Genomic DNA, 24,627 nt, shown 5'->3' on the forward strand with positions numbered 1-24,627 from the left:
CCCCACTATCCCTCACCCCTCCCGCGCCGACCGAGGCGGAGGTTCCTCAGCCGCCGGGGCGGAGGTCCCTCAGCGGCCGAGGCGGTTGGCCGTGTGCACGGCCCGCAGGACCGCAGCGGCCTTGTTGCGGCATTCCTGGTCCTCGGCCGCGGGGTCGGAGTCGGCGACGACACCGGCTCCGGCCTGCACGTACGCCGTGCCGTCCCGCAGCAGGGCGGTACGGATGGCGATCGCGGTGTCGGAGTCGCCGGCGAAGTCGAGATAGCCGACGCACCCCCCGTACAGCCCGCGCCGGGTCGGCTCCAGCTCCTCGATGATCTGCAGGGCGCGCGGCTTCGGGGCCCCGGACAGCGTGCCGGCGGGGAAGCAGGCGGTCAGCACGTCGAAGGCGCTGCGCCCCCGCGCGACCCGCCCGGTGACGGTCGAGACGATGTGCATGACGTGCGAGTACCGCTCGATCGACATGAAGTCGACGACCTCGACCGAGCCGGGTTCGCAGACCCGCCCCAGGTCGTTGCGTCCGAGGTCGACGAGCATCAGGTGCTCGGCCCGCTCCTTGGGGTCGGCCAGCAGTTCGTCGGCCAGCGCCTGGTCCTCCCGCGGGGTGGCGCCGCGGTGCCGGGTCCCGGCGATGGGGTGCACCATGGCCTGCCCGTCCGCGACCTTCACCAGCGCCTCGGGGCTGGACCCGACCACGTCGAAGCCGTCGAAGCGGAAGAGGTACATGTACGGCGACGGGTTGGTCGCGCGCAGCACCCGGTAGACGTCCAGGGCGGTGGCGGTGCACGGCGTCTCGAACCGCTGCGACGGGACGACCTGGAAGGCCTCGCCCGCCCTGATGCGCTCCTTGACGTCCTCGACGGCCGCCCGGTAGGCCGCGCCGCCCCACTTCTCCGTGTACACCGGGACCTCGGAGGGCGGCAGCACGGCGGGGTCGGTCGGGACGGCCCGGGAGAGGTCGGCCTCCATGGCGTCCAGGCGGGCGACGGCGTCCGCGTACGCCTCGTCGACCCCGGTGTCGAGGTCGTTGTGGTTGATCGCGTTGGCGATCAGCCGGACGGTGCCGTAGCGGTGGTCGAGCACCGCGAGGTCCGAGGTGAGGAGCATGGTCAGTTCGGGGAGTCCGAGCTCGTCCGCGCCGTGCTCGCCGATCCTCTCCAGGCGGCGCACGATGTCGTACCCGAGGTAGCCGACCATGCCCCCGGTGAACGGCGGCAGGTCGGCGGCCAGGTCGCGGGGGGTGTGCAGGGCCTCGACCGTCGCCCGCAGCGCTTCGAGCGGGTCTCCGTCCGTCGGCACGCCGACGGGGGGCGTCCCGATCCAGTGGGCGCGGCCGTCGCGCGCGGTGAGGGTGGCGGCGCTGCGGACGCCGACGAAGGAGTAGCGGGACCAGGACCGGCCGTTCTCGGCGGACTCCAGGAGGAAGGTGCCGGGGCGTTCGGCGGCGAGTTTGCGGTAGAGCCCGACGGGGGTGTCGCCGTCCGCGAGGAGGGTGCGGCTGACGGGGATGACGCGGCGGTCGGCCGCCAGCTTGCGGAAGGTCTCCAGATCCATGGCCGCTGACCCTACTTGCCGTCGGTGCCGGCGGGCACGTCGGCGGCGAGGAGCACATCGGCGTCGAAGCAGGTGCGGGCGCCGGTGTGGCAGGCGGCGCCGGTCTGGTCGACCTTGACCAGCAGGGTGTCGCCGTCGCAGTCCAGCGCGACCGACCTCACGTGCTGGACGTGGCCCGAGGTGTCGCCCTTGACCCAGTACTCCCGGCGGCTGCGCGACCAGTAGGTGCACCGGCCGGTGGTCAGCGTGCGGTGCAGGGCCTCGTCGTCCATCCAGCCGAGCATCAGCACCTCGCCGGTGTCGTACTGCTGGGCCACGGCGGGGACCAGTCCGTCGGGGGTGCGCTTGAGGCGGGCGGCGACGGCGGGGTCGAGGCCGCTGCCGGGGGTGCTGCCGGAGGCGGGGGCGCGGTCGGGGCGGGGCTGGGGTGCGGGCGTACTCATGGGGCAATTGTGCCGCTCGCGGTACGGGGTTTGGCCCGACGTCCACTGTGCGGACGCCCCCCGGTCGCCGTACGCTGGCCGACATGTCGACCCATGCCAAGCGTGAACGGCTTCTTCTCGCCGACCTGTTGGAGGCCGCGGGCCCCGACGCGCCGACCCTCTGCGAGGGCTGGAGCGCCCGCGACCTCGCCGCCCATGTGGTGGTCCGCGAACGCCGCTCGGACGCGGCGGCCGGGCTGCTGGTCCCCGCCCTGCGCAACCGCCTGGAGCGCGTCCAGGCGGAGTTCACCGCGAAGCCGTACGAGGAGCTGGTGCGGCTCATCCGCACGGGACCGCCGAAGCGCTCCCCGTACGCGCTGAAGCAGGTGGACGAGGCGGCGAACACGGTGGAGTTCTACGTCCACGCCGAGGACGTGCGGCGGGCGCAGGCGCAGTGGACGCCCCGGGTGCTCGATCCGGTGTTCGCGGACGCGCTGTGGACGCGGGTGGAGAAGATGGCCCGGGTCCTGGGGCGGAAATCCCCCGTCGGGCTGGTGCTGCGCCGTCCCGACGGCCGGACGGCGGTCGCCCACCGGGGCACGCCGGTCGTCACGGTCACCGGCGAGCCCGGCGAGCTGCTCCTGTTCGTCTTCGGCCGCCAGGAGCGGGCCTCGGTCGAGCTCGACGGCGACAAGGACGCCGTGCTGCGCCTCACCGAAGCCAAGCTCGGCCTCTGAGGGTCCCGTCCCCGCGACGGGTACGGGGAAGCCCCCTCCGGTGCCGGAGGGGGCCTCAGCGGGGCAGTTCCGCGCCCCGGACCTCGGGGGACCAGATCCCCGCCACCGCCCCCAGCCCGCACAGCACCGCGCACCCCGCGAAGACCGCCGGGATCGACCACACTCCCGTCGCGGCCCCCACCACCGGGTACATCAGCGGTGCCACGCCGAGGCTCACCAGCGACTTCACGGACGTGACGCGGCCCAGGAAGGCGGGCGCCGTGTTCACCTGGACCAGTCCCGCGGTCAGCCCCCCGCTCATGCCGACCAGCAGCCCCATCGGGACCGTCACCGCCACCGCCACCGCCAGTGTCGGCGCCGACCCGAGCACCGCCACCAGCGCCGAGCCCGCCGCGAGCGCGACCAGCCGCACCCGTCCCGCCCTGGCCACCCGCTTCACCAGCGTCAGCGTCAGGGCGCTGCACGCCGCGCCCACGCTGAACGCGCCCACGATCCAGGCGATCCCGGCCGCGCCCCAGCCCCGGTCCGAGCAGAGCAGCACCATGCCGACGTTGATGACCGGGATGCCGCCCAGCTCGAAGAGGATGTTGGAGGCGACGAGCGGCCCGACCAGCTTGTGCCGGCGCAGGTAGCCGAGCCCCTCGGTGAGGTCTCCCCAGACGTTCCGCTTCGCGGCCGCCCCCTCGGGAGCGGCCTCGCCCGGCGCCTCCGGCAGCGGCGCCACCCGTACCGCCACCAGCAGCACCAGCGACACCGCGAACAGCGCGCCCGCCACCGCGAACGCCGCCGCGGGCCCGCCGAGCCCCATCGCGAGCCCCGCGACCGGCGCGCCGACGATCCCGCCGAAGCGGTTGGTGAGGGCCTTCATGCCCTGGACCCGGACGAGCTGGTCGGCGCCCGTGATGCGCGGCGGCAGCGCTCCCACCGCCGGCAGGAACAGGGCGTCCACCGCGCCGAAGACGAGCGCGACGACCACCAGCACCCACACCGCGGGGCCGGTGGCCATCAGCAGCACCGCGATGCCGACGATCACCGCGCAGCGCACCGCGTCCGCGCCGATGACGACCGCGCGCGGGCCGAGCCGGTCGGCGATCACTCCGCCGCCGAGCATCAGGACCGCCCGGGGTATCGCCCCGGTGGCCATGATCATGCCGACCTCGGCGGGCCCGCCCGCCTGCGCGGCCGCCCAGCCGAGGGCGAGGAAGTAGACGCTGTCGCCGACGAGGGAGGCGGCGTACGCGGTGAGCCAGCGCAGCACGTTGCCGTCGCGGTAGGCGGGTCCGCCCGCCGGGCCGGGGCCCTCCGTCCCGTCCTCCACCGGTTCCACACGTGATTCAGTCATCGCTGTTGAGCCCTCTCAGGGACGGAACGGAAAGCCGAACATCTGGACGGAGACCTGCTCGCGCCCCTCCGTGTCACCCGCCGCCTCGGCGGCCCGTCCGCGCTCCCGGTAGGTGATGATCAATTCCCGCAGTTCCTCGGACAGTTGCTGGAGCTCGGTGGCGGTCAGCCGGGGCATGTACTCCCAGTTGAAGGCGGCGTCCACCCACTGGGCGCCCCAGCTCGCACTGCCGTCGAGGTAGGTGTCGTACCGCTCCTGCCGGGCGCGCAGGAGCTGCCGGGTGACCTGGCCGACGACGGCCACGCTCTGCGGCGAGTCACCGAAGTCGGAGTTGCGGAAGGTGAATCCGCGCTCGACCCGCCACCAGCGCTCCCGGGCGTCGCCGGCCAGCTCCGGGGCCTCCACGATGAAGCCGTGCGCGGCCAGCTTCCGCAGGTGGTAGCTGACCAGCGAGACCGCCTCGCCGAGCTGGCCGGCGAGGCGGGACGCGGTGGCCGCACCCCCGGTGAACAGGGCCCGGTACAGCTCGATGCGCAGCGGGTGGGTGAACACCTTGAGGGCGTCGAGGTCCGTGATGCGCCGAGGATCGGGCGTTTGTTCGGGTGCCGGGGCCATCTGGGCACAGTAAGGAAGGAAAGGAAAGTTGCGCAATGTTCTTTGCGGAACTTTCCGGCTGCAACTTCCCTTGCGGTGCGCCGAATTGACGCTTTACCAGCGAACTCGCAGCTTTCGTACGCCCCGGATGAGCATTCCGGGAATCCATGGCCCGGCGTCCGGCGGGCCGTCGGCGGCGAGGCCCGGGAAGCGCTCCAGGAGCCCGCGGAGGGCGATGCGGCCCTCCAGCCGGGCGAGCGGCGCGCCGATGCAGAAGTGGATGCCGTGCCCGAAGGCGAGGTGTCCGCGGGCGTCGCGCCGGATGTCGAAGCGGGAGGGGTCCTCGAAGCGCGTCCCGTCGCGGTCCGCGTCGGCCATCACGATCAGCACCGTCGAGCCCGCCGGAATGCGCGCCCCGGCGAACTCCACGTCCTCGCGGGCGATGCGCGGGGTCGAGCTCTCGACCGGCCCGTCGTAGCGCAGGATCTCCTCGACGGCGCCGCCCATCAGGCCGTCCAGGTCGCCGCGCAGCAGGGCCAGTTGGTCCGGGTGGCGGAAGAGGGCGCGCAGGCCGTTGCCGATCAGGTTCACGGTCGTCTCGTGGCCCGCGACGATCAGCAGGAAGGCCATGGAGAGGAGTTCGTCCTGGCTGAGCCGGTCGCCGTCCTCGTCCGCGGTGTGGATGAGCGCGCTCAGCAGGTCCTCGCCGGGCTGCCCGCGCTTGGCCTCGATGAGTTCGGTGAGGTACGGCATGACGGCGGCGTACGCGGCCCGCTCGGCCTCGGGACTGCTGGGCGAGACGGTCTCGTTGGACCAGCCGCGGAAGGAGTCGCGGTCCAGGTCGGGCACCCCGAGCAGGTCGCAGATGACGGTCATCGGCAGCGGGAAGGCGAGCGCGTCGATGACGTCGGCGGTGCGCGCGCCGCCCGCCTCCATCGCGTCCAGCAGTTCGTCGGTGAGCTGCCGCACGCGGGGCGCGAGGGCCTCGATGCGGCGTGGCGTGAACTCGCGGGCCACCAGCCGGCGCATCCGGGTGTGGTCCGGCGGGTCGCTGAGCAGGACGTGCGCGTTGCCCGGCCCGTGCGCGTAGGCGGGCAGCTCCGGCGCGAGGTGGCCGTGGGTGCGCCAGTCCCGGCTGAACCGGGGGTCGACGAAGGCCGCCCGGCACGCCTCGTGGCCGACGACCAGCCACAGGTCGTCCCCGTCGGGGGTCAGCACGCGGTGCACCGGTCCCCGGGCGCGCAGGGCGGCGTAGCCGGGGTGGGGATCGGCGACGAAGTCGGGGCTGAGTTCCAGCAGTTCGACGGCGGGTGTGGAAGCGGACATGGCTGTTCCCCCTCGGATGGTCTCTCCGAGGGGGAACGCTAGTCAGTGCCGATCTTCCACCACAGCCGGTTTCACGTCAGTTGCCCGGTGTCCGGGTCAGCGCACCGGGTGGCCCGCGCCGCTGAGGGCCGTCTTGACCTCACGGATCTTCAGGTCCCCGAAGTGGAAGACGGAGGCCGCGAGGACCGCGTCCGCACCGGCGTCGACGGCCGGGGCGAAGTGCTCCAGCCTGCCCGCGCCGCCGCTGGCGATGACGGGGACGGTGACGTGTGCCCGTACGGCCGTGATCATCTCGGTGTCGTAGCCGTCCTTGGTGCCGTCGGCGTCCATCGAGTTGAGCAGGATCTCGCCCGCGCCCAGCTCCGCCGCCCGGTGCGCCCACTCGACGGCGTCGATGCCCGCGGAGCGGCGGCCGCCGTGGGTGGTCACCTCGAAGGAGCCGGACGCGGTGCGCCGGGCGTCCACCGACAGCACCAGCACCTGACGGCCGAAGCGCTCCGCGATCTCGCGGATCAGGTCGGGACGGGCGATGGCCGCGGTGTTCACGCCCACCTTGTCGGCCCCGGCCCGCAGCAGCCGGTCCACGTCGTCGGCGGTGCGCACGCCGCCGCCGACGGTCAACGGGATGAAGACCTGCTCGGCGGTGCGCCGCACCACGTCGTAGGTCGTCTCGCGGTCGCCCGACGAGGCGGTGATGTCCAGGAAGGTCAGCTCGTCGGCGCCCTCGGCGTCGTACAGCTTGGCCATCTCGACGGGATCGCCGGCGTCCCGCAGGTTCTGGAAGTTGACGCCCTTGACGACGCGCCCGTTGTCCACGTCCAGGCAGGGGATGACCCGTACGGAGACGCTCATGCGGCCCCTCCCCGGTACGCCTCCACCTCGACCTCGACGACCAGCGAGGGGTCGACGAAACCGTTGACGATCAGCATGGTCGCGGCCGGGCGGATCGTGTCGAAGAGCTCCTTGTGGGCGCGGCCCACCTCCTCGACGTCCCGCGCGTGCGTGAGGTACATGCGGGTGCGGACGATGTCGGCGCGGGTCAGGCCGAGCTGTCCGAGGGCCTGCTCGGCGACGCCGAAGGCGGTCATGGTCTGCTCGAACGGGGTGCCCGCGTCGATGACGCCGTCCACCACGGACGTACAGCCGGCCACCAGGACGAGGCCGTTGGGCAGTTCGACGGCCCGGGCGTAGCCGAACTGCTCCTCCCAGGGGGCGCCGGTCCGGACGCGGCGCACGTCGGGGGAGCTCATCGGGAGACCGCCTCCAGCGCCTCTTCCAGCGTGAACGCCTTCGCGTACAGCGCCTTGCCGACGATCGCGCCCTCGACGCCGTCGGGCACCAGGGAGGCGAGGGCCCGCAGGTCGTCCAGCGAGGAGACGCCGCCGGAGGCCACGACGGGCTTGTCGGTGGCGGCGCAGACGCTCTTCAGGAGTTCCAGGTTGGGGCCCTGGAGGGTGCCGTCCTTGGCGATGTCGGTGACGACGTAGCGCGCGCAGCCCTCGGCGTCGAGCCGGGCCAGCGTCTCGTAGAGGTCGCCGCCGTCCCGGGTCCAGCCGCGGCCGCGCAGGGTGGTGCCGCGGACGTCCAGGCCGACCGCGATCTTGTCGCCGTACTCGGAGATGACCTTGGCGACCCACTCGGGGGTCTCCAGGGCGGCGGTGCCGAGGTTGACGCGCCTGCAGCCGGTGGCGAGGGCCGCCGCCAGGGACGCGTCGTCGCGGATGCCGCCGGACAGCTCGACCTTGATGTCCATGGCGGCGGCGACCTCGGCGATGACCGCGCGGTTGTCGCCGGTGCCGAAGGCGGCGTCCAGGTCGACCAGGTGCAGCCACTCGGCGCCGGACTTCTGCCAGGCGAGGGCCGCCTCCAGCGGGGAGCCGTACGAGGTCTCGGAGCCGGACTCGCCGTGCACCAGGCGCACGGCCTGGCCGTCGCGGACGTCGACGGCGGGAAGAAGCTCAAGCTTGGGGGGCATCAGAGGGTTCCGATCCAGTTGGTGAGCAGCTGGGCTCCGGCGTCGCCGGACTTCTCGGGGTGGAACTGGGTGGCCATGAGCGCCCCGTTCTCGACGGCCGCCACGAAGGGCTCGCCGTGCGTGGCCCAACTGACGCGCGGGGCCCGGATGAGGGGGTTGGTGACTTCCAGCGACCAGTCGTGCACGGCGTAGGAGTGCACGAAGTAGAAGCGCTCGTCGGCGTCCAGACCGGCGAACAGCTCCGAGCCCTCGGCGGCCTCGACGGTGTTCCAGCCCATGTGCGGCACGACGTCGGCCTTGAGCGGCGCGACCTCGCCGGGCCACTCGTCCAGGCCCTCGCTCTCGACGCCGTGCTCGATGCCGCGCGCGAAGAGGATCTGCATGCCGACGCAGATGCCCATGACCGGGCGGCCGCCGGACAGCCGGCGGCCGACGATCCAGTCGCCGCGCGCCGCGCGCAGTCCCTCCATGCAGGCGGAGAACGCGCCGACGCCGGGCACCAGCAGCCCGTCCGCGTTCATCGCGGTGTCGTAGTCGCGGGTGATCTCGACGTCCGCGCCGACCCGGGCGAGCGCCCGCTCGGCGGAGCGGACGTTGCCGAAGCCGTAGTCGAAGACGACGACCTTCTTCGTGTTCGTCATTCCCAGAGTCCCTGAATTCGCAGGACGCCCGCGACCAGGCACATCGCGGAGGCCAGTCCGAGCAGCACGATCACGCCCTTGGGCATCTTCTGCTTGGAGAAGGAGTACATGCCGCCGAGCAGGAAGAGCCCGACGACGATGAGGATGGTGGAGAGGCCGTTCATGGGGTTACAGCGCGCCCTTGGTCGACGGGAGGATGCCGGCGGCCCGCGGGTCGCGCTCGGCGGCGTAGCGCAGTGCCCGCGCCAGGGCCTTGAACTGGCACTCCACGATGTGGTGGGCGTTGCGTCCGTACGGCACGTGGATGTGCAGGGCGACCTGGGCCTGCGCGACGAAGGACTCGAAGATGTGCCGGGTCATGGTCGTGTCGTACGAACCGATCATCGGCGCCATGTTCTCGGGCTCGGTGTGCACGAGGTAGGGGCGGCCGGAGAGGTCGACGGTGACCTGGGCGAGGGACTCGTCCAGCGGCACGGTGCAGTTGCCGAAGCGGTAGATGCCGACCTTGTCGCCGAGGGCCTGCCGGAAGGCGGCGCCGAGCGCGAGGGCGGTGTCCTCGATGGTGTGGTGGGTGTCGATGTGCAGGTCGCCGTCGGTCTTGACGGTGAGGTCGAAGAGGCCGTGGCGGCCGAGCTGGTCGAGCATGTGGTCGTAGAAACCGACCCCGGTGGCGACGTCGACCTTGCCGGTGCCGTCGAGGTCGATCTCGACGACGACCGAGGTCTCCTTGGTGGTCCGCTCGACACGTCCGATGCGGCTCATGCGTCTCGCTCCTTCTTCAGGTCGCGTACCGCTTCCAGGAACGCGTCGTTCTCGTCGGGGGTGCCTGCCGTGACCCGCAGCCAGCCGGGTACGCCGTTGTCCCGGACCAGGACGCCCCGGTCGAGGATCTGCTGCCACACGGCGTGCGCGTCGTCGAAGCGGCCGAACTGGACGAAGTTGGCGTCCGATTCGGTGACCTCGTGGCCGATGGCCCGCAGTTCGGCGACCAGGCGGTCGCGCTCGGCCTTCAGCGCCTCGACGTACCCGAGCAGGGTATCGGTGTGCTCCAGCGCGGCGAGCGCGGTGGCCTGGGTCACGGAGGACAGGTGATACGGCAGCCGTACGAGCTGGACCGCGTCCACCACGGCCGGATCGGCGGCGAGGTAGCCGAGCCGCAGCCCCGCCGCGCCGAAGGCCTTGGACATGGTGCGCGAGAGCACCAGGTGGGGGCGGCCCTCGATCAGCGGCAGCAGGGAGGCGCGGTGGCTGAATTCGCCGTACGCCTCGTCGACGACGACCAGGGACGGCTTGGCGGCCTGGGCGGCTTCGTACAGCGCGAGGACGGTGTCGGCCTCGACGGCGGTGCCGGTGGGGTTGTTGGGGCTGGTGATGAACACCACGTCGGGCCGGTGCTCGGCGATGGCCTGCTGCGCCGCCTCGACGTCGATGGTGAAGTCCTCGTTGCGGGGGCCCGGGATCCAGCCGGTGCCCGTGCCGCGCGAGATGAGCGCGTGCATGGAGTACGAGGGCTCGAAACCCATGGCGGTGCGGCCCGGACCGCCGAAGGTCTGCAGGAGCTGCTGGAGGATCTCGTTGGAGCCGTTGGCCGCCCAGAGGTTCTCGACGGCGACCGGGTGCCCGGCGGTCTTCGTCAGGTACGCGGCCAGCTCCGTCCGCAGCTCGACCGCGTCCCGGTCGGGATAGCGGTTGAGGGTGCGGGCGGCCTCGCGGACGCGCTCGGCGATGCGGTCGACCAGCTCCTCGGGGAGCGGGTACGGGTTCTCGTTGGTGTTCAGCCGGACGGGGACGTCGAGCTGGGGGGCGCCGTAGGGGGTCTTGCCCTTCAGCTCCTCGCGGATGGGGAGGTCGTCGATACCGGTCACTTGCCGGGCACCTTCCATCCGAACCTCGCCTTGATCGCCGCGCCGTGCGCGGGCAGGTCCTCCGCCTCGGCGAGCGTCACCACGTGGTGGGCGACGTCGGCGAGGGCCTCGCGGGAGTAGTCCACGACGTGGATGCCGCGCAGGAAGGACTGGACGGACAGGCCCGAGGAGTGGCAGGCGCAGCCGCCGGTGGGCAGGACGTGGTTGGAGCCCGCGCAGTAGTCGCCGAGGGAGACCGGGGCGTACGCGCCGACGAAGACCGCGCCCGCGTTGCGGACCCGGTCGGCGACGGCGGCGGCGTCGGCGGTCTGGATCTCCAGGTGCTCGGCGCCGTACGCGTCGACCACCGTGAGGCCGTCCGCCACCGAGTCCACCAGCACGATCGCGGACTGCCGCCCGGCGAGCGCCGGGCGGATCCGGTCGGTCCGGTGCTTGCTGGCGTCCACCTGCGGCACGAGTTCGCGCTCGACGGCGTCCGCGAGCGCGACGGAGTCCGTGACCAGCACGGCGGCGGCCAGCGGGTCGTGCTCGGCCTGCGAGATCAGGTCGGCGGCGACGTGCGACGGGTCGGCGGTGTCGTCCGCGAGGACGGCGATCTCGGTGGGCCCGGCCTCGGCGTCGATGCCGATGCGGCCCGCGAAGTAGCGCTTGGCCGCGGCGACCCAGATGTTGCCGGGCCCGGTGACCATGTTGGCGGGCGCGCAGGACTCGGTGCCGTACGCGAACATCGCGACGGCGGTGGCGCCGCCCGCGGCGTACACCTCGTCGATCCCCAGCAGCGCGCACGCGGCGAGGATCGTCGGGTGCGGCAGGCCGCCGAACTCGGCCTGCGCCGGGGAGGCGAGGGCGACCGACGGGACGCCGGCCTCCTGCGCGGGGACCACGTTCATGATCACGGACGACGGGTAGACGGACCGGCCGCCGGGCGCGTACAGGCCCACCCGGTCGACGGGGACCCACTTCTCGGTGACCGTGCCGCCGGGCACGACCTGGGTGGTGCGGGTGGAGCGGCGCTGTGCGCGGTGCACCAGCCTGGCCCGCCGGATGGACTCCTCCAGGGCCGCCCTGACCTCCGGGTCGAGCTGCTCCAGCGCGTCGGCGATCGCCCGCGCCGGGACCCGGACCTCGGTCAGCGTGACCCCGTCGAACCTCTGGGCGTACTCGACCAGCGCCGCGTCGCCACGATGATGCACGTCCTCGCAGATCGGCCGCACCTTCTCCAGGGCGGCCGTCACGTCGAAGTCGGCTCGGGGCAGCAGGTCGCGCAGGGCTCCGCCCTCGGGGAGGGCCTTGCCGCGCAGATCGATTCGTGAGATCACGTACCCAATTCTCGCAGACGGCTTCCGGCCACCGGCCGCCCGTATCACTGGCTGATACGCGGCACAGTGGTCCCGTGTGTCACCGGTGACCACTAGCGTGCACTGCGTTACGTACGCAACCGAGGGATGGGGCGGCGCAGTGACCGAGGGGCAGCGGGACGACGAGGCGCCCGACTGGCTCAGCGCGGCGGAGCTGGGGATGTGGCAGGCCTTCCGCAACGGCAGCGCCTACGACCTGCGGGTGCGCGACCCGCTCGCCGACGACCCGATGGCGGCCCGCTCCTGGGGGCCCGAGCGCACGGTCCGGGCCAGGGTGGTCGCGCTGCTGCTGCTCAGCGGGCCCGAGGCGCGGCCCGGCCGGGTGGCGGCGCTGAAGCTGCGCGGGGTGCAGATCACCGGGGCGCTGGACCTGTCGGGCGGCACGGTGGCTCCGTACGTGGAGCTGAACGGCTGCCGCTTCGACGGCGAGCTGCTGCTGCCGGAGTGCCGGTTCACCACGCTGCGGCTGGTGGGCTGCTCGGTTCCGCGCCTGGAGGCGGCCCGGCTGCACACCGAGGGCGACCTGCACCTGCCGCGCTGCCGGGTGGAGAACGGGGTGCGGCTCACCGACGCCCAGATCGGCACCGACCTGCTGATCAACCAGGTCGTGATCGGCCGCGACCGGCGCGGGAAGTCCCTGCTCGCCGACGGGCTCTCGGTCGCCCAGGACCTCCAGGCGGAGCTGATCGAGACGCACGGCGAGATCAGCCTGCGCGGCGCGAAGATCGGCGTGTCGCTGAGCCTGCGCGGCAGCCGGCTCAGCAACCCGTACGGCAAGCTCGCGCTCAACGCCCCGCAGCTCACGGTGGAGCGCTCGCTCTACCTGACCCCGGCCGGACTCTCCTCGCAGCTCTACGGCAACGCCACTCCCCCGTACGGCATCGGGCGCGGCATCGGCGGCACCCCCGCCCGGGGCGTGCGCGTGCAGCGCTTCGAGTGCCTGGGCGGCATCCGGCTGGACGACGGCCGGTTCGGCGACGCGGTCGACCTCCAGGACGCGCGCTTCACGCTGGAGAACGACCAGGAGGTCTCGCTGCGCCGCATCCAGACCCCCGAGCTGCGCTTCCTCGGCGAGCGTCCGGAGCGGGGCAGGGTGGTGCTGTCCGGCGCGCGGATCGTCACCCTGGTCGACAAGTCGACGAGCTGGCCGGGGCCCGGGCAGCTCTCGATGGGCGGCTTCGTGTACGAGACCCTGGTCCCGGTGGGGCACTTCCCGCTGGCCAGACGGCTGGAGTGGGTGACGGCGGCGACCCCCGAGTACGCCCCGGAGCCGTACGAGCGGCTGGCCGCCGTCAAGCGCAACAGCGGCGAGGACTCCGAGGCGCGCGAGGTGCTGCTCACCAAGCAGCGCCGGCGGCGGGAGACGCTGCCGCTGGCCGGAAAGGCCTGGGGCGTCCTCCAGGACTGGACGGTCGCGTACGGGTACCGGCCGGGCCGGGCGGCGCTGTGGATGGCGGTGCTGTGGGCGGCGGGGACGCTCGCCTTCTCGCGTTACGATCCCGAGCCCATCAAGGCCGACGAGCACCCGCAGTGGAGTGCGGCCCTCTACGCCCTGGACCTGCTGGTGCCCGTGATCAACCTCGGCCAGGACGGCCACTGGCTGCTCAAGGGCGTCTGGCAGTGGGCGGCAGCGGGGCTGATCCTGCTGGGCTGGGTCCTGGCGACGACGGTCGCGGCGGGCGCGTCCCGACTGCTGCGGCGGGGGTGAGGCGGGGGCCTCCGGGGGGTAATGGGGGGCTTCCGGGGCGGGGCGGGTGCCGGGGTGCGGCGCGGGTCGGGTGCGCATGGGTACCGGCACGGAGTTTCGAGCCGTTCACCCCGCCTCCCCCGCGCCCCCACACACCCTTCGTCTCCGCCCTCTTTCTTTACCGTCCCTTGACCGAAAACCGTACAACCTTCGCGCCGCTACCAAAGCTTCACAGACCACCCCTGGCACCCCGCTCACCTGCGGTTTTCAATGGTCTGACCATGTCTTTCCTTCGCGCCCTGATGAGCACCGCACGCCGGTCCCGCCGGGACTCCCCGCACGCGGCCGACGGGCCGCCCGCCACGGACGAGGAGCTGCTGCTCGACGCCCCCGACGACCGCATCGCCCCCGCCCTCGTCGCCGCCGCCCAGGGCCGTCACGCACCCGCCGCCGCCCTGCTCGCCGCGACCCGCGAAGGCGCCGAGTGGGAGAACCGCGACCGGTACGCGCTGCGGCTGGCCGCGTTCGCCCGGCACCGCCAGGACTGGCTCACCGACTGGCTGCTCGCCGCCCCCCGGGACCCGGACGCCCTGCTGGTCAAGGCCGAGCTGGAGGTCCGCAGGGCGCTGGAGTCCCCGGCCCCGGCCGACCGGCTGCGCCCGGCGGGCCCGCTCATCGACGCCGCCGCCGCGGGCGCGCCCAGCGACCCGGTGCCCTGGCGCATCGCGCTGGACCACGCGCGCGGCACCCAGGCCGACCACGACACCTTCGAGGCGCTGTGGGGGCAGGCGATCCGCCGGTCCTCCCACCACTACGGGTGCCATGTGGCGGCCCTGAAGTACCTGGCCGCACAGGGCTCCACGTACCGCGAGTGCTTCGACTTCGCCGAACAGGCCGCCGACGACGCGCTCCCCGGCTCCCTCATCCAGGCGCTCCCCCTGCGGGCCGCCTTCGTGCTCCTGGTGGACCGGGGCACGGGGACCGCGCAGCCCCTCGCGGCGGGGCTGGGCGCCCGCGTCGACAAGGCGGCCGACCTGGCGATCGCCCTGTCCGCCGAGTACGCGCCGGGCGACCCCTGGGCGGCCGAGGTCCGCAACCTCCTCGCCTACGTCCTGGTCCGCCGCGAGCGGTGGGCGGAGGCGGTCGAGCAGTTCCGGCTGATCGGGCCGTACGCCACGTCCTTTCCGTGGGCCCGGCTCACCGGGGACCCGCTCGGCAGGTTCCTCGAACTGCGGGACACGGCGCGCTCGCTGGCGGGGGCCGGTCCGCCGCCGGCGGCGGACCGCACGAGACCCGAGGGGGCCCGGAAGTGGTCTCACGGCCGCAGCAGGTCCGACGGCCATTACGCTTGAGCGCTGTGACCACCGCTCGCCTTCCGCTCTTCCCGCTCAACTCGGTGCTGTTCCCCGGCCTCGTCCTGCCGCTGAACGTGTTCGAGGAGCGTTACCGCGCGATGATGCGCGACCTGCTGAAGTCGTCCCCCGACGCCGAAGGGCCCGGCGGCGCCGGCCAGGACGCCGACGGCGCCGACGACGAGGCGCGCCGTTTCGCGGTCGTGGCGATCCGCGACGGCCGGGAGACCGCCCGCACCGCGACCGGCATGCCCGACGACCCGACCGCCGTGACCGAGCAGGGCCCGGCGGCCGGCTTCGGCGCCGACCCCATCCAGGCCTTCCACCGGGTGGGCTGCATCGCCGACGCGGCGACCATCCGCGAGCGCGAGGACGGCAGCTTCGAGGTGCTCGCCACGGGCACGCGGCGGGTGCGGCTGCTGTCCGTGGACGCGAGCGGCCCGTACCTGGTGGCCGAGCTGGAGGAGCTGGAGGAGGACCCCGGCGACGAGGCGGGCGCCCTCGCCGAGGGGGTGCTGCGGGCGTTCCGGACGTACCAGAAGCGGCTGGCGGGGGCGCGCGAGGCGACCCTGACGACGGCCGCCGACCTGCCCGACGAGCCGTCGGTGGTCTCCTACCTGGTGGCGGCGGCGACCATGCTCGACACGCCGACCCGGCAGCGGCTGCTCCAGGCCCCCGACACGGCGACCCGGCTGCGCGAGGAGCTGACCATCCTGCGCCAGGAGTCGGCCCTGATCCGGCACCTGCCGTCAATTCCGGCGGAGGCCCTGACCCGGGCCCCCACCTGCCCCAACTGAGCTGAGGACCTCGTTACGGTGGCGAAGAAGAAGCAGACCGCGCAGGCGGGCGGGACGCCCGCGACGGTGGCCCTGACGGCGGCGGGCACGGCGTACACGGTGCACTCCTACGCGCACGACCCGGCGGCGCCCTCGTACGGCGAGGAGGCCGCCCGGGCGCTCGGCGTCACCCCGGACCGGGTCTTCAAGACGCTGGTGGCGGACGTGGACGGGACGCTGACCGTCGCGGTGGTGCCGGTGGCGGGGTCCCTGGACCTCAAGGCGCTGGCCTCGGCCGTCGGCGGCAAGAAGGCCGTCATGGCGGACCCGGCGGCGGCGGAGCGCACCACGGGGTACGTGCGGGGCGGGATCTCGCCGCTCGGCCAGCGCAGGAGGCTGCCCACGGTGCTGGACGCGTCGGCGTCCGCGCACGCCACGATCTGCGTCTCGGCGGGACGCCGGGGGCTGGAGGTCGAACTGGCCCCCGCGGACCTGGCGGCGCTGACCTCGGCGGTCCTCGCACCGATCGGGCGGGCGTAGGCCGGGCGGGTGCGAGGCGGCTGTCCCGGGCGGATGGGAGAGGGCTGAGCCGTTGGATGTGCGGCTGCGTCGTGGCTGTCCCGGGCGGGTGCGAGGCGGCTGAGCCGTTGGATGTGCGGCTGCCTCGTGGCCGGTCGCGCAGTTCCCCGCGCCCCCGAGGGCGTGCCCTTCGGGCAGTCGCCCCCGCCCCTACGCCGACCCGGTGTCCTGCGGCGCCGGCCCCGCCTGGGACGGTGCGCCGTAGTACGCACCCCACTCGAACTCCGGCTCCGGGTCCCGTACCCCCCACACCGCCGTCAGCCCCAAGTGCACCAGCACCGCCGCGAACGGCCACGCCAGCAGCGCCCCCTTCGCCCCCAGCTTCAGCGGCGCGTCGAAGACGGCCCCGGCCCCCGCCGCCTTCGCGTGCGCGACCACGTCCGCCGTCGGCCCGAACCAGCCCCCGGCCATCCACCCCAGCCACGCCCCCATGAGCGCGCCGAGCGCGATGCCCAGGACCACCGGCACTCCGCCCCGGCGGTGGAGGAGGAAGGCGCCGAGCCCGGTGAGCAGCCCCAGCCCCAGTGACAGCAGGACGAAGACGCCGTCCGCGCCCGCCGCCTCCTCGCCCTCGGTGTCCTTGAGGAAGACGGCCTTGTCGGTCGAGATCAGCGGCACCTTCGGCGCCAGCCACGCCCACAGCGCGCCCAGCAGCAGACCCGCCACCGCGGTCACCACCAGCACGACCAGCCCCTTGCGGATGTCCGCGGCCAGTTCGGCGGAGCGCTCGGACGCGTCGTCGGCCGGAGCGTACGGGGCTTCGGTCGCGCCCTCGGGCGTCTGCCAGGGGTCGTGCGGCGAAGGCTGGTGAGGCGGTGTCAGAGGAGCAGTCACCCTGACATCGTGCCAGGCCCCTGCGGGCGGCGCCTCACCGGACGCCCCTCCTGTCCGGCACTCGGGCGTCGGCGCGCGTCAGCGGACGGCGGCCCGCCGGTAGGCCCAGGTCGCCACGGCGAGGGACACCACGCCGACCCCGGCGCAGACCGCCAGGTCGAGGCCGACCGCCGCCCAGTCCGGGTGCGCGTCGAAGGTACGGGCGAAGGCCTCCACCCCGTAGGTGGAGGGCAGCAGGTCCCGCGCCCAGGAGATCACCAGCGGCATCCGTTCCGCCGGGAGCACCCCTAGCAGCAGCGCCGCCGACATTCCCAACTGCCCCAGCAGCGTGGCCAGTTCGGGCTTGGGGGCGAGCAGGCCGAGGACCGCGCCGAGCCCGGCGAGCGCCGCCCCGGCCAGCGGGACGACCGCCGCGAGCACCCAGAGGTGCCCCATCGGCAGGCCGAAGAGCACACAGCCGATGCCCGCCGTGACGAGCGTTCCGGGGACCGTGAAGGAGGCGTACGCGCCCGCCGCGCCCAGCACCACCGAGGCGGGCGGCACCGGCAGCGTCGCGTAGTGGTCCAGTCCGCCGCTCGCCCGCAACTGGCCGAAGTACTGCGCCAGCAGGTTCAACGCGACGAAGGCGACCACCAGCACGCTCGACCCGGCGACGACCGCCCGCGCCTCCCCGCCCCCGTCCACGACGCCCCGCATCAGGATCATGATCCCGACGGACTGGAACGTCGCCACGAACAGGAGCGGGATGCGCGCCACCCGGGCGCGCGAGAGCTGCGAGCGGTACACGGCAGCGAGGGAGGGCAGGAAGCGCGCGGCGGGCGCGAGGTCCGCGGCGTCCGGCCCGACGTCCGGCCCCGCGTCCGTGCGCGCGGCGGCGGACCCCGTCGTCGTCCCCACTGCCTCGATGGATCCAGCGCTCACGCCTTGACCAGCCCTTCGTTGCGCCCGCCGCCGAGCGCGAGATACACGTCCTCCAGGCTGGGGGTGGCCAGCGTGAAGTCGTCGAGGGCGGCGAACGCCGCGCCTCCGGTGACCGCGGCGACCGCCGCCCGCGCCTCGTCCGGCGCCAGCCGCAGCGTCCAGCGCCGCCCGGACTCCTGCACCGCGGAGCCCAGCTCGCGCAGGGCCGCCACCTCGGGGACCTCCAGCGGGGCCCGCTCGCGCCACACCAGTTCGAGCCTGACCTCGTCGGCGACGTGCGCCTTGAGCCCGGCGGGGGTGTCGCAGGCGATGACCCTGCCGCGTTCCAGCACGGCCACCCGGTCCAGGACGGTCTCGGCCTCGATCACGTTGTGGGTGACCAGCAGGACCGTCGCGCCGCGTTCGGCGCGCCGCCGGTCGACGGCCGACCAGACGGCGCGCCGGGCGACCGGGTCCATCCCGGTCGTCGGCTCGTCGAGGACCAGTACCGGCCGCTCCCCCACCAGTACGGTCGCGAAGCAGGCCAGCCGGCGCTGTCCGCCGGAGAGTTTCTTGAGCGCCTTGCCCGCGAGCGGGGTCAGGGCCAGTTCTTCGAGTACGTCGTCGCGCTCGGCGCGCGCCTGCTTCAGCGACAGCCCCCGCAGCCGGCCGGTCGTCTCCACGGCCAGGGCCACGGTCAGCTCGTCGAGGGCACTGCTCTCCTGGCCGAGGTAGGCCAGCAGCCGGGCGGCGCGCTCGGGGTGGCGCACCAGGTCGTGGCCGAGTACGGAGACGCTGCCCGCGTCGGGACGCATCAGGCCGGTGAGCTGGCGCACCAGGGTGGTCTTGCCCGCCCCGTTGGGGCCGAGCAGGCCGAAGATCTCGCCCCGGCGCACGGCCAGGGAGACGCCGTCGCTGGCCCGCACCTCGGGCACGGCGGGCGCGCCGCGCCGGGCGCGTGCGGCGGCGTACACCTTGACCAGCCCTTCGACCGCGCACACGACGTCCCGGTCCCCCGCGCGGGGCCTGCCGGAGGACACGTCCGGAGACGTTCCCGGGGACCTGTCGTGCGGTGCCGGGGCCGTGCCCGCTGTCTGCGCCGACTCCACTCGCGGCGCGCCGCTGCCCGTACTCACGAGCCACGACCTTACGGGGTCCCCGGCGGCGTCCGCTCCGCCGGGTCCCTCCTATGGCGTACCGGTCGGGGTGCGTTCGCCCCGGCCGGGCGGCGGCCGGTGGCCGTCGTCCCGGGGGCTCAGTCCGCGACCGTCGCGTGCTCCGCGGCGGCCCGGACGTCGATCTCGCGCCAGAAGCCCGCCCGGATCGCGTACCGGTCGTGCTCGTCGATCTGGTCGTCCTTGTGCGCGAGGAGGCCGAAGCGGGCCGCGTACCGCAGCAGCTCGCCGTCGATGCGGTGCGGGATGCGCGGGTACATGGTGGAGAGCTTCTGGGTGTGGCCGGGCTCCGGGAGGCGTTCCATCCAGCGGCGGGCGAAGACCTGGCCGACCTCGAAGGGGTCGCCGCCGACGGTGGTGATGTCCTCCTCGCGGTCCGCCCAGCGCTGCTCGGCGCTGGTGAGCTGGGCGAGGGTGGGCAGGGACGCCGTCTCGGGGGGCTCGCCGAGCGCGGGACCGGAGCCGGGGCGCTCCACCCATCCCCGGTCGGACGACCAGCGCAGGGTGGCGCTGGTCGCCGGGGGCTGCGCGGCGTGCCCGGGGGGCTGGGCGGGCTGGCTGCCGGGGCCGCGCAGTCCGGCGAGGTCCTTCGGCGTGGGCACGGCACGGCCGCTCGCGGCGGCGGGGGCCTCGGCGGAGCCGTTGCGGGCGGGGGCGCCGTCCCGGGCGGGGGCCTGGGCGTCGCAGGCCCGGGCGTCGGCGCGGGCCTGCGCCTCCGCCTGGGCGGCGAGCGCGGACTCGGGCAGCGGGGCGGAGAGGATCGCGGCGATCTCGGGGCGGGGGGCCGGCGACGGGGCGCACCCGCCGCCGTACTCCTTGGCCCGTACCGCGCGCGTGATCCAGACCCGGTCCAGGACGCGGCGTTCGTCGGCCTCGGCGACGAGGTCCTCGGACTGGTTGTAGTCGCCGTCGGCGGCCTGCACCGCCCACAGGTGGACGGCGACGCCGTGTTCCTTGGCGGACATCAGTCCGGGCAGCAGGTCGCCGTCGCCGGTCACCAGCACGATGTCGGAGCAGGCGCGATTTCTGGCCAGTTCGGTGAGCTCGGCGTGCATGGCCGCGTCGACGCCCTTCTGCGCCCAGCGGCCGTCGCTGCGGGTCAGGGCGCCCAGGCGCACGGTCACCCGCGGCATGACGCGCAGCCGCCGGTGCTCGGGCTGCGGAACGCGGTCGGGCGCGCCGTCGAACCAGTAGATGCGCAGCAGGGGCTGCTGCGTATCGGCCTCGGCGCGTTCACGCAGGCCCTGGATGAGGGCGGCGTGATCGACGGTGATGCGCGAGCGGGCCGGCTCCCCGGCCAGCAGACTCGCGGCGGCGCCCAGCAAGTAGCCGGCGTCCACCAGGACGACGCAGCGGTCCACGCGTTCCACCCTCTTTCTGGAACCTCGAAAAATGTTCGAAGAACTGGTGAGATCTCGAAAACAAAGGACAAGGACCGGCAGTCTTCGCGGGTTTCACCTGAGTCTGCCCGACCTCGCGGGGCTTAACGGCCGGAACTCGATCATCGGCGTGGCGACGGACGAAGTTACCGGGGAGGTTACTCCCGATGGCGTCGGTTACGTACGGCGATGATCGAAAATGCGAGGTCTGTCCCCTTGTGTGAGTCTGGTCGCGGCCCTGGCACCGACACCTTTCAGGAGGCATTCCATGGCCAAGAACAAGAACTCCCGCAAGCAGCCCACCACTCAGGACAAGGCCGCGCAGCAGTCCGAGAAGAGCAGCTCCTTCGAGGCACAGGCGCAGCCCCCGGCCCAGGGCAGCCCGGCCGACGTGGCGCGCAAGCACCAGCGGCGTTTCGGCCACAACTGATCACTTCTGGCATATGAAGAAGGCGCGCCCCCCTCCATGAGGGGGGCGCGCCTTTCCTTGCGGGACGCGGGGAGCCGCGCGGCCGGCCACCACGCACCCGCGGCCGGCCACGCACAGCGCCTATCCGGCCAGGCAGCTCGGGCCGAGCAGGACCTTCAGGTCGCCGAAGAGCGCCGGGTCCGCGGTCACCCGGTGCCGGTCCAGCCGCAGCACGGTCGTCTTGCGCGGGCCCTGGAGCTTGATCCGCACCTCGGTGTTGCCCCGGTGGTGGGACAGGATGTCGCCCAGCTTGCTGATCATCGGCGGGGTGACCTTGACCGTGGGGATGGTCAGGACGACGGGGGCGTTGGCGCCCGCGTTCGACAGGTCCGGGACCTGGAGTTCCATCGCGACCAGCCGGGGCACGTCCTCGCGCTTGTCGAGACGGCCCTTGACGAAGACCACCGTGTCCTCGACGAGCTGCGTGGAGACCAACTGGTAGGTGGCCGGGAAGAACATGCACTCGATGGAGCCCGCCAGGTCCTCCACCGTGGCGATCGCCCAGGCGTTGCCCTGCTTGGTCATCTTGCGCTGGAGGCCGGAGATGATGCCGCCGACCGTGATGACCGCGCCGTCGGCGTGCTCGCCGCCCATGAGCTGGGCGATGGCCGCGTCCGCCTTGTCGGACAGGACGTGCTCCAGGCCGAACAGCGGGTGGTCGGAGACGTACAGTCCGAGCATCTCGCGCTCCTGCGCGAGCAGGTAGGACTTCTCCCACTCGATGTCGGAGAACTCCACGTCGAGTCCGAAGCCGGGCTCGCTGCTGTCCTCCTCGCCGCCGCCGAAGAGGTCGAACTGGCCCTCGGCCTCCTTCCTCTTCACCTGCACCACGTTGTCAATCATCGGCTCGTGGTGGGCGACGAGGCCCTTGCGGGTGTGCCCCATCTCGTCGAAGGCGCCGGCCTTGATGAGGGACTCGACCGTGCGCTTGTTGCAGACGACGGCCTCGACCTTGTCGAGGAAGTCGGGGAAGGAGCTGTACTTCCCCTTCGCCTTGCGCATCCGGATGATCGAGTCCACGACGTTCTGGCCGACGTTGCGGATGGCGGTGAGGCCGAAGAGGATCACGTCGTCGCCCTGGGCGGCGAAGTTGGACTCCGACTCGTTGACGTTCGGCGGGAGCACCTTGATGCCCATGCGGCGGCACTCGTTGAGGTAGACGGCCGACTTGTCCTTGTCGTCCTTCACCGAGGTGAGCAGGGCCGCCATGTACTCGGCGGGGTAGTTCGCCTTCAGGTAGGCGGTCCAGTAGGTGACCAGGCCGTACGCGGAGGAGTGCGCCTTGTTGAACGCGTAGCCGGCGAACGGCACCAGCACGTCCCACAGCGCCTGGATGGCCTGGTCGCTGTAGCCGTTCTTCTTCGCGCCCTCCTGGAAGAGGACGAAGTTCTTGGCCAGTTCCTCGGGCTTCTTCTTGCCCATCACGCGGCGCAGGATGTCGGCCTCGCCGAGCGAGTACCCGGCGATGATCTGGGCGGCCTTCTGCACCTGCTCCTGGTACACGATGAGGCCGTAGGTGAGGCCCAGCGTCTCCTTCAGGGGCTCTTCGAGCTCCGGGTGGATCGGCGTGATCTCCTGGCGGCCGTTCTTGCGCTCCGCGTAGTTGGTGTGCGAGTTCATGCCCATCGGGCCCGGCCGGTACAGGGCCGAGACGGCGGAGATGTCCTCGAAGTTGTCGGGCTGCATCTGGCGCAGCAGGGAGCGCATGGGGCCGCCGTCGAACTGGAAGACGCCGAGCGTGTCGCCGCGGCAGAGCAGTTCGAAGGTCTTCGGGTCGTCCAGCGGGAGGGAGAGCATCTCCAGGTCGATGCCCTTGTTGGCCCGGACCATCTTGACGGCGTCGTCCATGATGGTCAGGTTGCGCAGGCCCAGGAAGTCCATCTTGAGCAGGCCGAGCGACTCGCACTGGGGGTAGTCCCACTGCGTGATGGTGACGCCGTCGGTGTGCCGGGTCCACAGCGGGGCGTGGTCCACGATGGGCTCGCTGGACATGATGACGCCGGCCGCGTGCACGCCCATCTGACGGACCAGGCCCTCGACGCCCTTCGCGGTGTCGATGACCTTCTTGACGTCCGGCTCGTTCTCGTACATCCCCCGGATCTCGCCCGCCTCGCTGTAGCGCGGGTGCTTGGGGTCGGTGATGCCGGAGAGGTCGATGCCCTTGCCGAGGACGTCGGCGGGCATGGCCTTGGTGAGGCGGTCGCCCATCGCGTACGGGTAGCCGAGGACGCGGGCGGAGTCCTTGATGGCGTTCTTCGCCTTGATCTTGCCGTAGGTGCCGATCATGGCGACCTTGTCCGAGCCGTACTTCTCCGTCACGTACCGGATCACCTCGACGCGCCTGCGCTCGTCGAAGTCGATGTCGACGTCGGGCATGGAGATGCGCTCGGGGTTCAGGAAGCGCTCGAAGATCAGGCCGTGCGTGATCGGGTCGAGGTCGGTGATGCCCATGGCGTACGCCACGATCGAGCCAGCCGCCGAACCACGGCCCGGGCCCACGGCGATGCCCTGGTTCTTCGCCCACATGATGAAGTCGGCGACGACGAGGAAGTACCCGGGGAAGCCCATCGAGATGATGGTGTCCATCTCGTACTCGGCCTGCTTCTGGCGGTCCTCGGGGACGCCGCCCGGGTAGCGGCGCTCCATGCCGCGGCGCACCTCCTCCTGGAACCAGGTGACCTCGGTGAAGCCCTCCGGGATGTCGAACTTCGGCATCAGGTCGCGCTTCTCGAACATCCCGGTGGTGTCGATCTGCTCGGCGACCAGGAGGGTGTTGCGGCAGCCCTCCTGCCAGGCGTCCGAGGAGTCCACCGCGTACATCTCGTCGGTGGACTTCAGGTAGTAGCCGGTGCCGTCGAAGCGGAAGCGGTCCGGGTCGGAGAGGTTCTTGCCGGTCTGGATGCACAGCAGCGCGTCGTGCGCGGAGGCCTCGTGCGCGTAGGTGTAGTGCGAGTCGTTGGTGACCAGCGGCGGGATGCCGAGTTCCTTGCCGATCTTGACGAGGTCGTCGCGGACCCGGCGCTCGATGTCGATGCCGTGGTCCATCAGCTCCAGGAAGTACCGGTCCTTGCCGAAGATGTCCTGGTAGTCGGAGGCGGCCTGCCTGGCCTCCTCGTACTGGCCGAGCCGCAGCCGGGTCTGGAGCTCGCCGGACGGGCAGCCGGTGGAGGCGATGAGCCCCTCGGACCACTGGGAGATGGTCTCCTTGTCCATGCGCGGCCACTTCTGGAGCCAGCCCTCGGCGTACGCGTCGGAGGACAGCTTGAAGAGGTTGTGCAGCCCGGTGCTGTTCGCCGCCCAGATCGTCTTGTGGGTGTAACCGCCGGAACCGGAGACGTCGTCGCGCTTCTGGTGCGGCTGGCCCCACTTGATCTTCCGCTTGTTGCGCCGGGACTCCGGGGCGACGTACGCCTCGATGCCGATGATGGGCGTGACGCCCGCCTTCTGCGCCGTGTGGAAGAAGTCGTACGCCCCGTGCAGGTTGCCGTGGTCGGACATCGCGATGTGCGTCATGCCCATCTCGTTGCACGCGTCGAACATGTCCTTGAGCCGCGCGGCACCGTCCAGCATCGAGTACTGGGTGTGGACGTGGAGGTGCGTAAAGGGCGGCTTGGTCACGGCGGGGGCCTCCGGCGGCGGGTCGGTGACAGGCGGTGGATGCG

At 72.7% G+C, this 24,627-nt stretch carries 24 protein-coding genes; 6 read left to right on the forward strand and 18 right to left on the reverse strand.

The annotated features are described in order from the left end of the window. Positions 1-69: 69 nt before the first annotated feature. Both ACZ56L_RS17960 and hisI read right to left on the reverse strand, forming a co-directional pair. Positions 70-1,554, reverse strand: a complete 1,485-nt coding sequence (locus ACZ56L_RS17960) for an anthranilate synthase component I (protein WP_471064934.1) — start codon at positions 1,552-1,554, stop codon at positions 70-72. An 11-nt stretch (positions 1,555-1,565) separates the two neighbouring features. Beyond that, positions 1,566-1,997: a phosphoribosyl-AMP cyclohydrolase gene (hisI, locus tag ACZ56L_RS17965; protein WP_471064937.1), complete on the reverse strand. Its 432-nt coding sequence runs from the start codon at positions 1,995-1,997 to the stop codon at positions 1,566-1,568. A gap of 83 nt (positions 1,998-2,080) precedes the next feature. Here hisI and ACZ56L_RS17970 point away from each other — a divergent pair, with 83 nt between their 5' ends. Beyond that, positions 2,081-2,713 carry a TIGR03085 family metal-binding protein gene (locus tag ACZ56L_RS17970; RefSeq protein ID WP_471064939.1) on the forward strand — a complete coding sequence of 211 codons (633 nt, stop codon included), beginning with the start codon at positions 2,081-2,083 and terminating at the stop codon, positions 2,711-2,713. Positions 2,714-2,768: 55 nt separating this feature from the next. Here the strand turns inward: ACZ56L_RS17970 and ACZ56L_RS17975 are convergent, their stop codons facing one another. The 11 genes from ACZ56L_RS17975 to hisD form a co-directional block, all read right to left on the reverse strand. Next, positions 2,769-4,055 carry an MFS transporter gene (locus ACZ56L_RS17975; RefSeq protein ID WP_345223865.1) on the reverse strand — a complete coding sequence of 429 codons (1,287 nt, stop codon included), beginning with the start codon at positions 4,053-4,055 and terminating at the stop codon, positions 2,769-2,771. A gap of 15 nt (positions 4,056-4,070) precedes the next feature. Further along, positions 4,071-4,670, reverse strand: a complete 600-nt coding sequence (locus ACZ56L_RS17980) for a winged helix-turn-helix domain-containing protein (RefSeq protein WP_345223863.1) — start codon at positions 4,668-4,670, stop codon at positions 4,071-4,073. Between the two features lie 93 nt (positions 4,671-4,763). Beyond that, complete coding sequence (locus ACZ56L_RS17985) at positions 4,764-5,975, reverse strand: cytochrome P450 family protein (RefSeq protein ID WP_471064942.1); 1,212 nt, start codon at positions 5,973-5,975, stop codon at positions 4,764-4,766. Between the two features lie 96 nt (positions 5,976-6,071). After that, positions 6,072-6,827, reverse strand: coding sequence for an imidazole glycerol phosphate synthase subunit HisF (gene hisF / locus ACZ56L_RS17990; protein ID WP_345223859.1), 756 nt, complete (start codon positions 6,825-6,827; stop codon positions 6,072-6,074). Then, positions 6,824-7,225 carry a RidA family protein gene (locus ACZ56L_RS17995; protein WP_345223857.1) on the reverse strand — a complete coding sequence of 134 codons (402 nt, stop codon included), beginning with the start codon at positions 7,223-7,225 and terminating at the stop codon, positions 6,824-6,826. Before ACZ56L_RS17995 ends, hisF begins: the two co-directional genes overlap by 4 nt. Next, the gene (priA, locus tag ACZ56L_RS18000; RefSeq protein ID WP_471064945.1) at positions 7,222-7,950 is read right to left on the reverse strand and encodes a bifunctional 1-(5-phosphoribosyl)-5-((5-phosphoribosylamino)methylideneamino)imidazole-4-carboxamide isomerase/phosphoribosylanthranilate isomerase PriA; all 729 of its coding nucleotides are present in this window, start codon (positions 7,948-7,950) and stop codon (positions 7,222-7,224) included. The genes ACZ56L_RS17995 and priA overlap by 4 nt, the downstream gene beginning before the upstream one ends. Further along, complete coding sequence (gene hisH, locus ACZ56L_RS18005) at positions 7,950-8,591, reverse strand: imidazole glycerol phosphate synthase subunit HisH (RefSeq protein WP_345223852.1); 642 nt, start codon at positions 8,589-8,591, stop codon at positions 7,950-7,952. Before hisH ends, priA begins: the two co-directional genes overlap by 1 nt. After that, entirely contained in the window at positions 8,588-8,755 is a 168-nt protein-coding gene (locus ACZ56L_RS18010; protein WP_345223849.1) for a hypothetical protein, read from the reverse strand. The genes hisH and ACZ56L_RS18010 overlap by 4 nt, the downstream gene beginning before the upstream one ends. Positions 8,756-8,759: 4 nt before the next feature. Then, positions 8,760-9,353, reverse strand: a complete 594-nt coding sequence (gene hisB, locus ACZ56L_RS18015) for an imidazoleglycerol-phosphate dehydratase HisB (RefSeq protein WP_345223847.1) — start codon at positions 9,351-9,353, stop codon at positions 8,760-8,762. Next, entirely contained in the window at positions 9,350-10,456 is a 1,107-nt protein-coding gene (locus ACZ56L_RS18020; protein WP_380836945.1) for a histidinol-phosphate transaminase, read from the reverse strand. The genes hisB and ACZ56L_RS18020 overlap by 4 nt, the downstream gene beginning before the upstream one ends. Further along, positions 10,453-11,775 carry a histidinol dehydrogenase gene (gene hisD / locus ACZ56L_RS18025; RefSeq protein ID WP_471064947.1) on the reverse strand — a complete coding sequence of 441 codons (1,323 nt, stop codon included), beginning with the start codon at positions 11,773-11,775 and terminating at the stop codon, positions 10,453-10,455. The genes ACZ56L_RS18020 and hisD overlap by 4 nt, the downstream gene beginning before the upstream one ends. A gap of 199 nt (positions 11,776-11,974) precedes the next feature. Here hisD and ACZ56L_RS18030 point away from each other — a divergent pair, with 199 nt between their 5' ends. The 4 genes from ACZ56L_RS18030 (at position 11,975) to ybaK (ending at position 16,169) form a co-directional block, all read left to right on the forward strand. Next, positions 11,975-13,522 (forward strand): oxidoreductase, encoded by a 1,548-nt coding sequence (locus ACZ56L_RS18030; protein WP_345226551.1) that lies wholly within the window; start codon positions 11,975-11,977, stop codon positions 13,520-13,522. 260 nt (positions 13,523-13,782) lie between these two features. Further along, positions 13,783-14,853: a hypothetical protein gene (locus ACZ56L_RS18035; protein WP_345223840.1), complete on the forward strand. Its 1,071-nt coding sequence runs from the start codon at positions 13,783-13,785 to the stop codon at positions 14,851-14,853. Positions 14,854-14,858: 5 nt separating this feature from the next. Further along, positions 14,859-15,650, forward strand: a complete 792-nt coding sequence (locus tag ACZ56L_RS18040) for an LON peptidase substrate-binding domain-containing protein (protein ID WP_471064949.1) — start codon at positions 14,859-14,861, stop codon at positions 15,648-15,650. Positions 15,651-15,668: 18 nt separating this feature from the next. Then, positions 15,669-16,169, forward strand: coding sequence for a Cys-tRNA(Pro) deacylase (gene ybaK / locus ACZ56L_RS18045; RefSeq protein ID WP_401757599.1), 501 nt, complete (start codon positions 15,669-15,671; stop codon positions 16,167-16,169). 189 nt (positions 16,170-16,358) lie between these two features. On the opposite strand, the gene ACZ56L_RS18050 is transcribed toward ybaK, so the two are convergent. The 4 genes from ACZ56L_RS18050 to ACZ56L_RS18065 all read right to left on the reverse strand — a co-directional run bounded on the left by ACZ56L_RS18050 (position 16,359) and on the right by ACZ56L_RS18065 (position 20,487). After that, complete coding sequence (locus ACZ56L_RS18050; protein WP_345223834.1) at positions 16,359-17,042, reverse strand: ABC transporter permease; 684 nt, start codon at positions 17,040-17,042, stop codon at positions 16,359-16,361. A gap of 78 nt (positions 17,043-17,120) precedes the next feature. Then, the gene (locus ACZ56L_RS18055) at positions 17,121-17,963 is read right to left on the reverse strand and encodes an ABC transporter permease (RefSeq protein WP_345223833.1); all 843 of its coding nucleotides are present in this window, start codon (positions 17,961-17,963) and stop codon (positions 17,121-17,123) included. Beyond that, entirely contained in the window at positions 17,960-18,982 is a 1,023-nt protein-coding gene (locus ACZ56L_RS18060; protein WP_471064951.1) for an ABC transporter ATP-binding protein, read from the reverse strand. The genes ACZ56L_RS18055 and ACZ56L_RS18060 overlap by 4 nt, the downstream gene beginning before the upstream one ends. Before the next feature lie 215 nt (positions 18,983-19,197). Then, positions 19,198-20,487, reverse strand: a complete 1,290-nt coding sequence (locus tag ACZ56L_RS18065) for an NYN domain-containing protein (protein WP_401757592.1) — start codon at positions 20,485-20,487, stop codon at positions 19,198-19,200. Between the two features lie 277 nt (positions 20,488-20,764). Here ACZ56L_RS18065 and ACZ56L_RS18070 point away from each other — a divergent pair, with 277 nt between their 5' ends. Then, on the forward strand, positions 20,765-20,926 hold the full coding sequence (locus ACZ56L_RS18070) for a hypothetical protein (RefSeq protein ID WP_345223830.1): 162 nt from the start codon (positions 20,765-20,767) through the stop codon (positions 20,924-20,926). 120 nt (positions 20,927-21,046) lie between these two features. On the opposite strand, the gene dnaE is transcribed toward ACZ56L_RS18070, so the two are convergent. After that, positions 21,047-24,583 (reverse strand): DNA polymerase III subunit alpha, encoded by a 3,537-nt coding sequence (gene dnaE, locus ACZ56L_RS18075; protein ID WP_345223828.1) that lies wholly within the window; start codon positions 24,581-24,583, stop codon positions 21,047-21,049. Between the last annotated feature and the right edge of the window lie 44 nt (positions 24,584-24,627).

This window comes from Streptomyces sp. NPDC039736 (assembly GCF_055596485.1).